The organism is Azospirillum sp. B510 (assembly GCF_000010725.1).
GTDB lineage: Bacteria > Pseudomonadota > Alphaproteobacteria > Azospirillales > Azospirillaceae > Azospirillum > Azospirillum lipoferum_B.
The window spans coordinates 141,027-156,303 of record NC_013857.1; the positions used below are offsets into that span (position 1 = coordinate 141,027).

Here is a 15,277-nt window from a genome sequence, read left to right on the forward strand (position 1 = left end):
CGGGCGTCAGGCGGGGTCGGGGAGGAGAGGGGCGGCGGCGCCCTTCTCGGTGCCCTTCTCCTGTCCCGGTGCCAGCCCATGCTTGCTCAGGCGGTATTCCAGCGTCGCGCGGGTCAGGTTCAGCGCCCGCGCCGCCGCCGACACATTGCCCCTGTGGCGGGCCAGGGCCGCCTTCAGCACGCCGCGCTCCATATCCGCCAGCGGCAGGCCGTCGGCGACCAGCCGCTCGAACACGTCGCCGCTTTCCCGGCGGTCCGTGTCGGCGCCGTCCTGAAGGCCGATGCGGCCATCCGGTTCCAGCGAGTAGGCGGTCGGCGGCGCCATCTCGCCGGGGCGGAACATGTGGGCGATGTCGATCAATTCCCCTTCGGCGGCGCAGACCACGCCGCGCTCGATCAGGTTCTGCAATTCGCGGATGTTGCCGGGATAGCGGTAGTTCAGCAGCGCCTCGGTGGCGCGACGGGTGAAGCCCGGCGGCCGGCGGCCATGCTCCTGCGCATAGAGGTCGAGGAAATGCTCCATCAGCAGCGGAATGTCGTCGCGACGCTCGCGCAGCGGCGGCAGCGCGATGGGAAAGACGTTGAGCCGGAAGAACAGATCCTCGCGGAACCGCCCGGCCTTGACCTCGTCGCGCAGGTCGACGTTGGTGGCGGCGACGACGCGCACATCGACCTTGACGGTCTTAACCCCGCCGACCCGTTCGATCTCGCGCTGTTGCAGGGCGCGCAGCAGTTTGCCCTGGGCCACCGGACTGAGCGAGGCGATCTCGTCGAGGAACAGGGTGCCGCCGTCGGCCCGTTCGAAGCGGCCCGGCCGCGCGGCGGCGGCTCCGGTGTAGGCGCCCTTTTCCACCCCGAACAGTTCGGATTCGACCAGCGTATCGGGGATGGCGGCGCAGTTCAGGGCGACGAAGGGGCCGTCGCGGCGGGGGCTGAGATCGTGCAGGGTGCTGGCGAACAGCTCCTTGCCGACGCCGGATTCGCCGACCAGCAGCACGGTCGCCCGTGTCGAGGCCACCCGCTCCAGCATGTGCCGCGCCGCCATGAAGCTGGCCGACAGGCCGATCACCGGCCCCCGGTCATCCCCGGCGTCCCGTTGCGGCGCCGGTGGCGTCCGGTCGGGCGACGCGGCGGATTTCCGGCCCGGCCGCCGGGGCTTATCCCAGCTCATGCCGAGCGCCTCCATGTCCAGCGCGGCGTCGCCCCAGGCATCGGCCGGCTGGCCGATGACACGGCACAGCGGCGCTCCCATGCCCCGGCACTCGACCTCGCGGAACAGGATCAGCTTGCCGAAGATCCGGCTGGTGTATCCGGTGGCGTAGGCGACCTGCATCCAGCACACCGGGTCGCCGCTGATGCCGCAATGGGTGATGTGCTCGTCGGCCTCGGCGGAATCATGCCAGATGAATTCTCCCAGATAGTGGCCCTTCTCGATGTCGAACTCGAAGCGCCGGGTGGTGACCTTGACGAAGCCTTCCAGCGTGTGGATGCGCGGGCCGGCGGCGAAGGACAGGGTCAGGTCCCCGGAGGGCCAGCGGCGGCGGATCAGGTCGGCGTCGCGCGCCCCCTGGGCATAGCCGACGCGGGTGAACAGGGCGCGAGTCCGCTCGACACCGATGGCGTCCATCAGTTCGCGCCGGATCATGCCCAGATTGGCGACGTCGAACAGCAGCATGCGGCGGTCGTTCAGCCAGATGCGGCCGTCGCCGATCGAGAAATAAAGGCATTCCGTCAATTCGCGCATGGTCGGTGCGGCCGACGCATCCAGCTCGTCGCTGCACCCGCGGCTCATCAGCTTGCCGGATTGGCGGGACGCCTCCGCCAGGGAGATTTGCCGCACGCGATGCCCGTCCATGGACTCCAAACGCTCCTCCCGCAAACTGTTCTTGTTCATAACTTTTATCAAATCATGAAAGAAAACGCCAATTTGCGCAATTCATGAATCGGCCGGATCGAGGCCTGAGAAATTTTTCGCTGATCATATTGATATCAATGAATTTTCCCGGCGCCTCTCCGAAGCGTTGCGTGGCATGCTGATTGCTTTGCGACTCTTATGTCCAGTTGACTGAAATTTTCCGATTCACCAGTTGGGGGTTCCGGCAATGATTGTGCGCGATGGCATCGATACCGTTTCCAGCCTGTCCGACCGCGTTGGCATGGTTGTGGATCGGCATGTGGGTTCGGGCCGGATCGTCGGTGCCGTCGTCGCCGTCGCGCGGGACGGCGAAACCGTGGCGGAGATCGCTGCCGGCTGGGCCAGCCGCGAAGACGGCAAACCGGCGGGCGCCGGCACGATTTTCCGTCTGGCCTCCCTGACCAAGCCCATCGTCTCCTGTGCCGCCCTCGCCCTGGTCGAACGGGGCATCCTGTCGCTCGATGGCGCGGTTCAAGAGTGGCTGCCGGAGTTTCGCCCCCGTCTGCCCGACGGCACCGTCCCGGTCATCACCATCGCCCAGCTTCTCAGCCACAGCGCCGGGCTGGGTTATGGCTTCCTGGAGCCGCCGGACGGTCCCTATCACCGCCTCGGCGTGTCGGACGGGCTCGATGCGCTGGGCGTCCCGATGGAGGAGAATCTGCGCCGCATCGCGGCGGCGCCCCTGCTGTTTCCACCCGGCCGCGGCTGGTGCTATTCCGTCGCGACCGATATCCTGGGCGCCGTCGTGGAGCGCGCCTTCGGCGGGACGCTGGCCGAGGCCGTCTCCGCGCTGGTGACCGGCCCGCTCGGTCTGGCCGACACCGGCTTCGCACCGGCCGCCCGCGACCGTCTGAGCGCCCCCTACATCGACCGCGAGCCGCTTCCGGCGGCGATGGCCGACAACGACACCCTGGCATTCGGTCCGGGGCTGTTGACCTACATGCCGTCCCGTCTGTTCGATGCCGCGTCCTTCCTGTCCGGCGGCAGCGGCATGGTCGGCACGGCGCCGGATTATCTGAAGCTGCTGGAGGCGTTGCGCACCGGCGGCGGCGGCATCCTGCGGCCCGAGACCGTCGCCGCGCTCACCACCCACGCGGTCGGCGGGGCGGAGGTCTTCATTCCCGGACCGGGATGGGGATTCGGCCTGGGCGTCGGCATCGTCCGGGATCCGGCCGCCGCCGGCGTCCCGCTGTCGCCGGGAAGCTGGGGCTGGTTCGGCGTATTCGGGCTGCATTTCTGGGTCGATCCCGCCCGACGCCTCAGCATGGTGGCGATGACGAACACGGCGGTCTCCGGCATGGCCGGCCCCTTCGCCGACGAGTTGCGCGACGCCATCGTCGGTGTGTAGGCGGGAGCGACGCCCGGCCGCTGCGGTTCAGTCGTGGCGGCCGCCCAGCTTCATCCGCATCAGCGCCAGTTCCGGGGCGTTGCGGGCCTCCATCTTTTCCAGCACGCGGGCGCGGTGGGTTTCCACCGTGCGGATGCCGATGGCGAGCTGGTGGGCGATCGTCTTGTTGGGCAATCCCTGGGCGACCAGCTCCATCACCTCCAGTTCGCGCGGGCTGAGCAGGGCGAGACGGCGGCGGATCTCGCCGGCCTCGACATCGGCGCGGCGTGCGGCGAGGTCGCGCTCGAACGCCTCCTGCACCCGCTCGATCAGCAGATCCTCGTCGAACGGCTTCTGTAGGAAATCCACGGCACCGGCCCGGAAGGCCCGCACCGCGGCAGTGACGTCGCCATGGCCGGTGATGATGATCACCGGCAGGGTCAGGCCACGCCGGATCATCTCCTGCTGCAAGTCCAACCCGTCCATGCCCGGCATGCGGATGTCGAGGATGGCGCAGCCCGGCTGATCGGGGGAGACCGTTTCCAGGAACTCGGCGGCCGAGGCGCAGCAGCGCACGGCCAGCCCGGCGAGATCCAGATGGAGCGCCAGGGCGTCGCGCACGGCTTCATCATCGTCCACTACGAAGGCGATTGGTGTGGTGGCTTGCGTCCCGGTCGTCATGCGGCGTCTCCGTCCTTGTCCGCCGCATGGACGGGAATGGTGAACTGGAACACGGTTCCCCCGCCGCCTCCGCTTCCGTCGGGGCCGCGTCCGGCGGTCAGGGCGCCGCCATGGCTCTCGACGATGGTGCGGACGATGGACAGCCCAAGCCCCATGCCGGTCGGCTTGGTCGTGACGAAGGGGGCGAACAGGTTGCGCTCCACCATTTCGGCAAGGCCGGGGCCGCTGTCGCGCACGCCGATGGCGACGAAGCCGGGCTGGGTCGCCGGGCGGGCGAAGATCACGATGCGGCGCCGGGGCGGGTGCGGTGTGGCGGAGGGGGCGTCGTCCGCGATCCCGCCCATCGCCTCCGCGGCGTTGCGGACAAGGTTGAGGATCGCCTGCTGCAACTGGATGGCATCCCCGCCGATCGCCGGAAGCGCGGGCTCGACCTCCGCCGTTATCTCGACCGAATGGCGGCTGGCCTGCGGCCCGGCCAGAGCCAGGCAGTCGGCGATCAGCGTGGCGACCGGCAGCGGGTCGCGGCTGCCGGCGCCCTTGCGCACGAAATCGCGCAGGCTGCGGATGACCCGGTCGGCCCGTTCCGCCTGGGCGACGGTCTTGTCGAGGATCTCGGTCAGCCGGGGGGAGGCCGCTTCGAGCCGCGCCACCTTGCGGGCGGCGCGGGCGTATCCCATCGTCGCCGCCAGCGGCTGGTTCAGCTCATGGGCCAGCGCCGCCGCCATCTCGCCCGCCTCGATCAGGCGGGAGGCATGGGCGAGGTCGGACTGCCGCACCCGCAGCCGGTCCTCCGCCCGGCGGCGTTCGCTGACCACGGCGCCCAGCAGCAGGATGGTGATCGCCAGCGTCAGCATCAGCAGTTGGAAATGCGCCATCCGCCCGGTGTCGACGCCGGTCGCCTGGATGGCGGCGATCAGCCCGGCCTGCGTCGCGGCCGAGGCCAGCACCGCGCCGCCCAGCCCGTGGCGCACCGCGATCCCGATCGCCGGCAGGAACAGCAGGTAGAAATGCTCGTATTGCGAGGAGGCCAACGGTCCGAAATCGAGCCAGAGGGCGAAGCCGATCAACGCCCCCCAGGCCGGGATCTCCGCCGCCCCGCTCCAGGACCAGCGCGGCGCCGGCATGCGCCGGCCGATCAGCACCATCGGCGTCAGGACGGCGATGCCGATCACCTCGCCCGTCCAATAATGCAGCAGCACCTCCGGAAAGCGCCTCCACTCGAACAGCCCGGCCATGGTGTGGATGGCGATGAAACAGAGCCCGATCGCCAGCACCGCCACCGCGCCGCCGCCCAGCAGCAGCACGATGTCGCGCAGCCGCGGCAGCCCCGGATCGATCCTGCGGCGCAGCAGCAGGCCCGCCACGCCATAGCCCGCGGCGACGACGCCGTTCGCCAGAAGCGGCGTCCAGAGCGAGACGGACCACAGGGAGGCCAGCCACAGGACGACCGGCAGATCGCGCACCACGATGTCGGCGGCGGTCAGCCCCAGCCAGACCAGCGGCGCCGCGCGGAGGCCGAGCAGCACCGACAGCCCCATCATCAGCCCGGCCGGCGGGTTCCACGGCGTGATGTTGATCGAGGAGACCGCATGGATGAAGCTGATCCAGTCGAGAAAGACATGGGCGGCCAGATAGGCCGGAATGAACATCCATCGGTGGCGGATAGTCTGTGGCATGGGGGGGATGGTAACGCCAGCCGGCTCCAACCGCATCAGGTGAAATCATCCGCCCCGTATTACTACGGACAGCCGGCGGCGCCACGCACAGCCCTTTCAAGTCCGTATTTCCCGGCATGGACAGACTGCCGCCGGCTTCCGATCATTAACAGCGTTCCTGCGGAGCGATTTCCGTCGGGGGGCGGGCACAGACCGGAGACATCACGGGACCGGGACGATCACGATGACGAGCTTAAGGCGCATTCTGCTGGCAACCGACCTGGAACCGAAATCGGACCGCGCCCTGGAGCGTGCCGTCCAGCTCGCCCGGCGGTTCGACGCGGAACTGACGGCCTTGCATGTCATCGACGGCGGCGGCCCTTATGGCTGCCTGCCGCCGCACCATGTGGAAAACGAACTGCACCGCCACATGCGGGCCGCGAGTGGCGGGGCCGGCATCCGGGCCCAGGCGGTCGCGGTGCGCGGCGAGGCGGTCGAGCACCGGGTCGCCGGCTATGCCGGGCTGTGGCGGCCCGACCTTCTGGTTGTCGGCCTGCATCAGCGGGACTGGGTGGCGGATCTCTTCCTGGCCTCCACCGTCGAGCGCATCGCCATCGCCGATGGAACGCCGATGCTGATCGTGAGGGACAAGCCGCTCCAGCCCTATCGGCGGGTGCTGGTGCCGGTCGACTTCTCCGAACGGTCGCGGCCGTCGGTGGACGGTGCGCGGATGCTGGCGCGGGAGGGGTGCATCCACCTGCTGCATGTCCTGGACCTGCCGGGGAACGCCGGACAGTCCGGTCCGCTTCAGGCCATGTCCACGCCGGACGCCGCGCCGCTGGACATGATCGCCCTGGACAGGGAGCACATCGCGCACGATTTCCGGAACGTGCTCGGCGGCTCGACCGGCGGGGCGGCGGTGGAGACGATCCTGCTCGCCGGCTCTCCGGCCCGGAGGATCGTCGAGCGGGCGCGGGACGGACGGTACGATCTGGTCGCCATGGGCTCCGCCCGGCGCGGCGGCGTTTCCCGCGTCCTCTTCGGCAGCACGGCGTCCGAGGTGATCGAGACGCTGCCCTGCGACGTTCTGATCGGTGGCACGGGCGACGGGCGGTCCGCGGTGTCCGACCCGACCCCCCGGCCCTGATTTTGCGCCCCAATGGAGAACCGGATGGCCATCACCGAGCTTTTTTCCGCGACCGACGTCATTCTCGACGCGGCGCCCGGCACCAAGGCGGCGCTGCTCGACCGGCTGGCGGCGGAGGCCGCCGTCCGCAGCGGGCGGTCGGCGCCGGAAATCCTGGAGGCGTTGCTGGCGCGGGAGAAGATCGGCTCCACCGCGCTCGGCCGGGGCGTGGCGCTTCCCCACACCGAGCTTGCCGGGCTTGCGGCCCCCGTCGTCCTGTTCGCCCGGCTCCAGCGCGCGATCGACTTCGACGCGCGCGATGACGAGCCGGTCGATCTGGTCTTCCTGGCGCTGTGGCCGGCGTCGAACCGCAAGGGTCTGCTGGCCGCCATGGCGGAAATCTGCGGGGGGCTGCGCGATCCGCAGTCGTTGCGCCGGCTGCGCGGGGCGAAGACGCCCGAGGATGCGGCCCAGATCATCCTGCAATCCGTCGATCAGGATGCGGAGGACCGGGATCCGGACGACGTGCCGCCGCTCTGATTCCTCCCGCCTCCCATCCGCCAAGCGCCGCCGCCCCGGTTCGCCGCCGGTTTGCCGCCCGTCCGCCGCAGGAATTCATGCCCGACGCACTCCCGCTCCTGATCGCCCTCGTCCTTCCCTTCGCCGGTGCCGCCGCCGCCGGGCTGCTGCCCACCCATGCGCGCAACGCGGCGGCGTGGCTGGCCGGCGGGGTGACGCTGGTCGGGCTGGCGATGGTGTGGGCGGCCTTTCCGACGGTCTCGGTGGGCGGCGTGCTCCGCCTTTCGGCCGGCTGGATGCCGTCGCTCGGGCTGGATTTCTCGCTGCGCATGGACGGCTTCGCCTGGCTGTTCGCCGGGCTGGTGTTCGGGGTGGGCGCGCTGGTGGTGGTCTATGCCCGCTACTACATGGCGGCCGAGGATCCGGTGCCGCGCTTCTTCGCCTTCCTGCTCGCCTTCATGGGGTCGATGGCGGGGGTGGTGCTGTCGGGCAACCTGATCCAGCTCGCCTTCTTCTGGGAGCTGACCAGCCTCTTCTCCTTCCTGCTGATCGGCTACTGGCACCATACCGCCGCGGCGCGCGACGGCGCCCGCATGGCACTGACGGTCACGGCGACCGGCGGCCTGTGCCTGTTCGCCGGCGTGCTGATCCTCGGCCACATCGTCGGCAGCTACGAGCTGGACGCCGTGCTGGCGGCCGGCGACCGCATCCGGACCCATCCGCTCTATCTGGCGGCCCTGGTGCTGATCCTGCTCGGCGCCCTGACCAAGAGCGCGCAGTTCCCCTTCCATTTCTGGCTGCCGCACGCCATGGCGGCGCCGACCCCGGTGTCGGCCTACCTGCATTCGGCGACGCTGGTGAAGGCCGGCATCTTCCTGATGGCCCGGCTGTGGCCGGTGCTGGCGGGGACGGAGGCCTGGTTCTGGATCGTCGGCACCGCCGGCCTCGCCACCCTGCTGCTCGGCGCCTACATCGCCATCTTCCAGCATGACCTGAAGGGGCTGCTGGCCTATTCGACGATCAGCCATCTCGGCCTGATCACCCTGCTGCTCGGCCTGAACAGCGAGTTGGCGATGGTGGCGGCGATCTTCCACGTCATCAACCACGCGACCTTCAAGGCCTCGCTGTTCATGGCCGCCGGAATCATCGACCACGAGACGGGGACGCGCGACATCCGGCGGCTGTCGGGGCTGAACCGCTTCATGCCCTTCACCGCCCGCCTCGCCCTGATCGCCGCCGGCGCCATGGCGGGCGTGCCGCTGCTCAACGGCTTCCTGTCGAAGGAGATGTTCTTCGCCGAGGCTTTGTCCGCCAAGGAACCGCTGCCGGTCTTCTTCGACGTGCTGCCGGTCGCCGCGATGGTGGCCAGCGCCTTCAGCGTCGCCTATTCGCTGCGCTTCATCCACGGCACCTTCTTCGGGCCGGACCCGGTCGACCTGCCGCACAAGCCGCATGAGCCGCCGTCCTGGATGCGCTTCCCGGTCGAGGTGCTGGTGCTGGCCTGCATCATCATCGGCATCCTGCCGGCCTCCACCGTCGGCCCCTATCTCGACATGGCCGCCCGCGCCGCCCTGGGGGCGGCGACGCCGGACTACAGCCTCGCCGTCTGGCACGGCTTCAATCTGCCGCTCATGATGAGCATGGCCGCCTTCGCCGCCGGGCTGATCCTCTACCGTCTGCTCCAGAGCCATCTCGCCAAGGGCATCGAGGGACCGCCGCTGATCCGCAGCCTGGAGGGCCGGCGGATGTTCGAGCGGACGATGGTCTTCCTGTCCTGGCGGCTGGCCCGCACGGCGGAGGGGCTGCTCGGCACCCGCCGCCTGCAACCGCAGCTCCGGCTGGTGGTGGTCGCCGCGGTGCTGGCCGCCGGCTGGACCGTGTGGACGCGCGGGGTGGGGCCGGGCAACCTGGCGCCGTCCGGCATCGACCCGGTGCTGGCGCTGGTCTGGCTGCTGGGGGCCGCCTGCGCGCTGGGGGCGGCCTGGCAGGCGAAGTTCCACCGGCTGGCGGCGCTGATCCTGCTCGGCGGCACCGGGCTGGTGGTCTGCGTCACCTTCGTCTGGTTCTCCGCCCCCGACCTCGCTTTGACCCAGCTGCTGGTGGAGGTGGTCACCACCATCCTGCTTCTGCTGGGCCTGCGCTGGCTGCCCAAGCGGCTGGACATCCCCGGCAGCCGCGGGGCGGAGGCGGTCACCCTGACCCGCCGCCTGCGCGATCTCGGCATCGCCGTCGCCGCCGGGGCCGGCATGGCCGGGCTGGCCTTCGGGGTGATGACGCGCTTCCCGCCGGAACTGCTGGCCCGCCATTTCCTGGAGCTGGCCTACAGCGAGGGCGGCGGCACCAATGTCGTCAACGTCATCCTGGTCGATTTCCGCGGCTTCGACACCATGGGAGAGATCGCCGTGCTCGGGGTGGTGGCGATGACCGCCTATGCCCTGCTGCGCCGTTTCCGCCCGGCGGCGGACAGCGTCGACGTTCCCGAACAGCAGCGTGACCAGAGCGCCTTCGACGCCTCGCGTCCCGACCGCAAGGACGGCGACACGGTGGCCGACTGGCTGTTCATCCCGTCGCTGATCGCGCGTCTTCTGTTCCCGCTGATCCTGCTGGTGGCGCTGTTCCTGCTGCTGCGCGGCCATGATCTGCCGGGCGGCGGCTTCACCGCCGGGCTGACCGTCGCCATCGCGATGATCCTGCAATACATGTTCGGCGGCACCCAATGGGTCGAGGCGCGGCTGCGGGTGCTGCCGATGCGCTGGATGGGCATCGGCCTGCTGCTGGCCGCCGGCACCGGGCTCGGCGCCTGGGCGGTCGGACGGCCGTTCCTGACCAGCTATTTCGCCTATTCGCAAATTCCGCTGCTGGGGAAGATCCCGGTGGCGAGCGCGCTGCTGTTCGACATCGGCGTCTTCGCCCTGGTGGTCGGCGCCACCATCCTGATCCTGATCGCGCTGGCCCGCCAATCGCTGCGCGGCCACCGCGCCGCCGCTCCCCGCCCGCCGGAGGTTCCGGCGGTGCCCGAACCGGTGCCGGTCCCCTTGGGAGAGACCGCCGTGGGAGACGACTGATGGAACTGATCCTTTCGCTCGGCATCGGCGTGCTGACCGGCTCCGGCGTGTGGCTTCTGCTGCGGCCCCGCACCTTCCAGGTGATCGTCGGCCTGTCGCTGCTGTCCTATGCCGTCAACCTCTTCATCTTCTCCACCGGCGGCCTGCGCACCGGGGCGCCGCCGATCCTGGAGGGCGGCCGGGCCGGCAATCTGGCCATGCATGCCGACCCGGTGCCCCAGGCGCTGGTGCTGACGGCGATCGTCATCGGCTTCGCCACCACCGCCCTGTTCCTCGTCCTGCTGCTCGCCGCCCGCGGCCTGACCGGGACGGACCATGTCGACGGAAAGGAGAGCGGCCGGTGAGCGGCTGGATGGACCATCTGACGATCGCCCCCATCGTCCTGCCCCTGCTGGCGGGGGCGGTGATGATGCTGATCGACGAGCGGCGGCGGACACTGAAGGCGGTGATCGGCATGGCGTCGGCGCTGTCGCTGCTGGCGCTGGCGGTCCTGGCCCTGGCCGTCGCCGATTCCGGCGTGGCCGGTATCCGCGTCTACCGGCTCGGCAATTGGCCGGCGCATTTCGGCATCGTCCTGGTGCTGGACCGCTTCGCCGCCCTCATGCTGATGCTGACCGGAATCCTGGGGGTCGCCGCCCTGACCTTCTCGCTGCCGCGCTGGCAGAAGGCGGGGGCGCATTTCCATCCGCTGTTCCAGTTCCAGCTGATGGGGCTGAACGGCGCCTTCCTGACCGGCGACCTTTTCAACCTGTTCGTCTTCTTCGAGATCATGCTGGCGGCCTCCTACGGGCTCTCGCTGCATGGGTCCGGTCTGGCGCGGGTGCGGGCGGGGCTGCATTACATCGCGATCAACCTGTCGGCGTCGCTGCTGTTCCTGATCGGCGTCAGCATGATCTACGGCATTTCCGGCACCCTCAACATGGCCGATCTCGCCGGCCGGGTCGCCGGGCTGGCCGCCGAGGACCGCGGGCTGCTGGAGGCCGGGGCGGCGATCCTCGGCCTCGCCTTCCTGATCAAGGCGGGGATGTGGCCGCTCGGCTTCTGGCTGCCCAACACCTATTCCACCCTGGGCCCGGCCTCGGCCGCCATCGTCTCGATCCTCAGCAAGGTCGGCATCTATGCCGTGCTGCGGCTTTGGCTGCTGCTGTTCGGCGACGGGGCGGGGGAGTCCAGCGGCTTCGGCGGCACCGTGCTGCTGGTCGGCGGGCTGCTGACCGTCGGATTCGGCTCGATCGCCGTGCTGGCGACGCAGAACATGGCGCGGCTGGCCGGGGCCTGCGTGCTGGTATCGTCCGGGACCCTGCTGGCCGCCATCGGCGCCGGACAGGTGCCGGTGACCGGCGGCGCCCTGTTCTACCTGACCAGCTCCGTCCTGGCGGTCGCCGGCTTCTTCCTGCTGATCGAGCTGGTGGAGCGCGGCCGCGGCGTCGGCGCCGACGTGCTGGCGGTGACCCGCGAGGCCTTCGGCGAAGGCGACGACGAGGATGCGGACGATGGCGGAGGCGGGGGCGGCGCCGGCGTTCCCATTCCGGCGACGATGGCGATCCTCGGCATCGGTTTCCTGTCCAGCGCGCTGCTGCTGGCCGGCCTGCCGCCGCTGTCGGGCTTCCTCGCCAAATTCGCCATCCTGTCGCCGCTGTTGGCCGCCGGGCCGCAGGTTCCCATCACCACCTGGGTCCTGATGGCGGCGCTGGTGCTGTCGGGGCTGGCGACGGTGGTGGCGATGACGCGGGTGGGACTCGACGTCTTCTGGGCCTCGCCCGCCGCCGAGGTGCCGCGGGTGCGGGTGGCGGAGATCGCCCCCGTCCTGCTGCTGCTTTCGCTCAATCTGGCGCTGACCATCCAGGCCGGGCCGGCGATGCGCTACATGGAGGACACCGCCCGCTCGCTCCATGTGCCGCGGGATTACAATGGTGCCGTGCTGTCCGGCATTCCGACGGCGGGCCCGACGGCGGGCCCGACGGTGGGCCCGGCGGCAGGCGGTGTGCGATGAAGCGGCTGATGGCTCGATTGCTGGCCTATCCCCTGATGACGGCGACCCTGCTGGTGGTTTGGCTGCTGCTGAACGAGAGCATGGCGCCGGGCACGATCCTCGTGGGCGGCGTGCTGTCGCTGGCGACGGTCGCCACGCTCGGCGTGCTGGACCTGCCGGGCGGGCGCTTCCGCCGTCCGCGGGCCGCCCTGTCGCTGCTGGGGGTGGTGCTGGTGGACATCCTGCGCTCCAACTGGGCGGTCGCCAAGATCATCCTGCGTCCGGGAAGCGGCGGGCGGGTGTCGGGTTTCCTGCGCATCCCGCTCGACCTCAGGGCGCCCTATGGGCTGGCGACGCTCGCCTGCATCGTCACCGCGACACCGGGCACGGTGTGGGTCGCCTATGACCGGCGCCGCAACACCATCCTCCTGCATATCCTCGATCTGGTGGACGAGCGGGTTTGGATCGACACCATCAAGGGGCGCTACGAGACGCGGCTGATGGAGCTGTTCGAATGACACTGAAGTTGCTGATGGGCGCCATCTTCCTGACCCAGATCATGCTCGTCGTCGCCATGGCGTTCGCGACCTTCCGGATTCTGCGGGGACCACGGGCGCAGGACCGGGTTCTGGGGCTCGACACCCTCTATGTCACGGCGACGATGCTGCTGCTGACCTTCGGCATCCGCACCGCCAGCATGCTCTATTTCGAGGCGGCCCTGATCATCGCCCTGCTCGGCTTCGTGTCGACGGCGGCGCTGGCGAAATTCCTGATGCGCGGGGAGGTGATCGAATGACCAACCATCTGGCCGGGCTTCCCGACTGGGCGGCCGCCGTCGCCGCCTTGCTGCTGCTCGCCGGCGCCGGACTGACCCTGATCGGAACCGTCGGGCTGCTGCGCTTCGGCAGCTTCTACCAGCGGGTCCATGCCCCGACGCTCGGCTCGACACTCGGCATCGGCTGCATCCTGCTGGCCTCCATGCTGGTCTTCTCCGTTCTGCAATCCCGGGCGATCCTGCACGAGGCGCTGATCACCGCCCTGATGGTGATCACCACCCCCATCACCCTGATGCTGCTGGCCCGCGCCGCCCTCTACCGCGACCGCAGCGAAGGAAGCGACGAGGTGCCGCCGCCTCCCTCCGGCCAGGACGCGCGCGGCTCCGGACCGGCGCCGTGATGAGCGGGCCGCCGCCGATCCTTCTCATCCGGCGGGATCGGCCTTCTTCACGGGCTGGAGCGGCAGCTCGATCTCGAAGGTCGCGCCATGCGGCTCGGATGGCTTGGCCCGGACGTTGCCGCCATGCGCCTGGGCGATCGCCTTCACCACCGCCAAACCCAGACCGCTGCCGCCGGTGTCGCGCGACCGGGACTCGTCGGGTCGCCAGAAGGGGGTGAAGATGCCGGTCGCCGCCCCCTCCGGCAATCCGGGGCCGTTGTCGCAGACGCGCAGGATGGCATGGTCGCGGGTCAGCCGGGTTTCGATCACCACCTCGCCGGGAGAGGCGTGGCGCCGGACATTGTCGAGCAGCGCCACCAGGGCCTGACGGACGCGGGCGCCGTCGGCATTGACCACCACCGTTCCAAGGTCGAGCCGCAAGGTGACGTCCGCCAGTTGCAGCATGGGGCCGATCGCCGCCGCCACGGACGCCGCCTCCTGGGCCAGATCGATCGGTTCCAGGCGCAGCTCCAGCCGGCCAGTCTGCACCAGGGTCAAAATCTTCAGGTCGTCGACGATCCGGCTCAATCCCTCCACCTGCCCCAGAAGGGAGCGGAGGGACGGCGTGTCGGGGACGAAGACGCCATCGACATAGCCCTGCAACTGGCCGCGCAGAATGGTCAGCGGTGTGCGCAACTCGTGGGCGACGGCGGCATGCCAGGCCCGCATCTCCGCCTCGGCCCGGCTCAGCTGGCCGGCCATGTGGTTGAAATCCTCGATCAGTTGGCGGGTTTCGGAAAAGGAGGCCTTCGTGACCGTGGCGCGGGCGCCGAGGTCGCCGGTGGCGATCCGCCGCGCCGCGGTGGCGACGGCGTCCAGCGGCCGGATGAGCTGGGTGGCGAATCGCATCGCCACCAGGATGGCCCCCGTCAGCCCGATGGCCCAGAGCGTCAGGAAGGCGATCCATTCGGGAACCGATGGCCAATAGCTGTCGGGCTCCGGAACCTCCTCGAAGCCTTCCGGCATGAAGAAGCGGAAATAGATGAAGCCATAGAACAGGAACATGCCGGCGCACATCAGCACCAGCGCCATCCCGGTCACGCCGGCCATGGCCGTCACCAGCTGCCGGTTCAGCGGCTTGATCGGCTTCATGACGAGGTCGTCAGCCGGTAGCCGACGCCGCGGACACCTTCGAAGAAGGCGGCGATCCCGGTGGCGTGCAGCTTGCGCCGGATGTTGCTGGCATGGGTGTCGATGGTCCGTTCCAGCGTGTCGCTTTCGGGCAGGCAGGCATCGATCAGCTCGGCGCGGCTGAACACGCGGGTCGGCTGGCGCGCCATGTGGGAGAGGATGCGGAACTCCGTCGCCGTCAGATCGACGCGCACCCGCCCGTCGCCGGCCTGGACGGTCACGGCATAGGCGCTCTGGTCGATCTCCACCGGACCGACCCGGATCACCGCGCTGTCGCCCCGGCCCATCGCCCGGCGCAGCACGGCCTTGACCCTGGCCACCACCTCCAGCGGGTTGAACGGCTTGACGATATAATCGTCGGCGCCGATGCGCAGGGCCTGGAGCTTGTCGAGATCCTCGTCGAGGGCGGTGACCATGATCACCGGGGTGTCCCCCCGGCGGCGCAGTCCCATCAGCACCTCGAAACCGTCCAGCTTCGGCATCTTCACGTCGAGGATGACGAGGTCGGGCTTCAATTGCTGGTGCAGGTCGAGGGCGATCTGCCCATTTTCGGCCCTGACCGTGCGCAGCCCCTCGCGATCGAGATAGCCCATGATGATCCGGGCGACGTCGGGGTCATCCTCGGCAACCAAAACCAGTGCGTTCATATCGTCCCTCATCTCCCGGACACCG

The 15,277-nt window shown here is 69.7% G+C and carries 14 protein-coding genes; 9 read left to right on the forward strand and 5 right to left on the reverse strand.

The window, feature by feature from the left end; all coding sequences use genetic code 11:
* Positions 1-6: 6 nt before the first annotated feature.
* Positions 7-1,854, reverse strand: a complete 1,848-nt coding sequence (locus AZL_RS25160; protein WP_012977238.1) for a sigma-54-dependent Fis family transcriptional regulator — start codon at positions 1,852-1,854, stop codon at positions 7-9.
* 247 nt (positions 1,855-2,101) lie between these two features.
* Between AZL_RS25160 and AZL_RS25165 the strand changes: the two genes are divergently transcribed.
* The gene (locus AZL_RS25165; RefSeq protein WP_012977239.1) at positions 2,102-3,262 is read left to right on the forward strand and encodes a serine hydrolase domain-containing protein; all 1,161 of its coding nucleotides are present in this window, start codon (positions 2,102-2,104) and stop codon (positions 3,260-3,262) included.
* 27 nt (positions 3,263-3,289) lie between these two features.
* On the opposite strand, the gene AZL_RS25170 is transcribed toward AZL_RS25165, so the two are convergent.
* Positions 3,290-3,922, reverse strand: coding sequence for a response regulator transcription factor (locus AZL_RS25170; RefSeq protein ID WP_012977240.1), 633 nt, complete (start codon positions 3,920-3,922; stop codon positions 3,290-3,292).
* Positions 3,919-5,598, reverse strand: coding sequence for an ATP-binding protein (locus AZL_RS25175; RefSeq protein ID WP_247894486.1), 1,680 nt, complete (start codon positions 5,596-5,598; stop codon positions 3,919-3,921). The genes AZL_RS25170 and AZL_RS25175 overlap by 4 nt, the downstream gene beginning before the upstream one ends.
* Positions 5,599-5,821: 223 nt before the next feature.
* Between AZL_RS25175 and AZL_RS25180 the strand changes: the two genes are divergently transcribed.
* From AZL_RS25180 to mnhG, 8 genes are all read left to right on the forward strand, one after another.
* On the forward strand, positions 5,822-6,724 hold the full coding sequence (locus AZL_RS25180) for a universal stress protein (RefSeq protein ID WP_012977242.1): 903 nt from the start codon (positions 5,822-5,824) through the stop codon (positions 6,722-6,724).
* A 24-nt stretch (positions 6,725-6,748) separates the two neighbouring features.
* On the forward strand, positions 6,749-7,243 hold the full coding sequence (locus AZL_RS25185; protein WP_012977243.1) for a PTS sugar transporter subunit IIA: 495 nt from the start codon (positions 6,749-6,751) through the stop codon (positions 7,241-7,243).
* Between the two features lie 77 nt (positions 7,244-7,320).
* Positions 7,321-10,287 carry a monovalent cation/H+ antiporter subunit A gene (locus tag AZL_RS25190; protein ID WP_012977244.1) on the forward strand — a complete coding sequence of 989 codons (2,967 nt, stop codon included), beginning with the start codon at positions 7,321-7,323 and terminating at the stop codon, positions 10,285-10,287.
* Positions 10,287-10,631: a Na+/H+ antiporter subunit C gene (locus AZL_RS25195; protein ID WP_012977245.1), complete on the forward strand. Its 345-nt coding sequence runs from the start codon at positions 10,287-10,289 to the stop codon at positions 10,629-10,631. The genes AZL_RS25190 and AZL_RS25195 overlap by 1 nt, the downstream gene beginning before the upstream one ends.
* 8 nt (positions 10,632-10,639) lie before the next feature.
* Complete coding sequence (locus AZL_RS25200; protein ID WP_012977246.1) at positions 10,640-12,280, forward strand: monovalent cation/H+ antiporter subunit D; 1,641 nt, start codon at positions 10,640-10,642, stop codon at positions 12,278-12,280.
* Positions 12,281-12,288: 8 nt separating this feature from the next.
* Positions 12,289-12,777: a Na+/H+ antiporter subunit E gene (locus tag AZL_RS25205; RefSeq protein WP_012977247.1), complete on the forward strand. Its 489-nt coding sequence runs from the start codon at positions 12,289-12,291 to the stop codon at positions 12,775-12,777.
* Complete coding sequence (locus tag AZL_RS25210; protein WP_012977248.1) at positions 12,774-13,055, forward strand: K+/H+ antiporter subunit F; 282 nt, start codon at positions 12,774-12,776, stop codon at positions 13,053-13,055. Before AZL_RS25205 ends, AZL_RS25210 begins: the two co-directional genes overlap by 4 nt.
* The gene (gene mnhG / locus AZL_RS25215; RefSeq protein WP_012977249.1) at positions 13,052-13,435 is read left to right on the forward strand and encodes a monovalent cation/H(+) antiporter subunit G; all 384 of its coding nucleotides are present in this window, start codon (positions 13,052-13,054) and stop codon (positions 13,433-13,435) included. Before AZL_RS25210 ends, mnhG begins: the two co-directional genes overlap by 4 nt.
* Positions 13,436-13,459: 24 nt before the next feature.
* Here mnhG and AZL_RS25220 read toward each other — a convergent pair whose 3' ends face one another.
* Together AZL_RS25220 and AZL_RS25225 are read right to left on the reverse strand one after the other, a co-directional pair.
* Positions 13,460-14,566, reverse strand: coding sequence for an ATP-binding protein (locus tag AZL_RS25220; RefSeq protein WP_012977250.1), 1,107 nt, complete (start codon positions 14,564-14,566; stop codon positions 13,460-13,462).
* The gene (locus AZL_RS25225) at positions 14,563-15,252 is read right to left on the reverse strand and encodes a response regulator (RefSeq protein ID WP_012977251.1); all 690 of its coding nucleotides are present in this window, start codon (positions 15,250-15,252) and stop codon (positions 14,563-14,565) included. Before AZL_RS25225 ends, AZL_RS25220 begins: the two co-directional genes overlap by 4 nt.
* Positions 15,253-15,277: the final 25 nt, after the last annotated feature.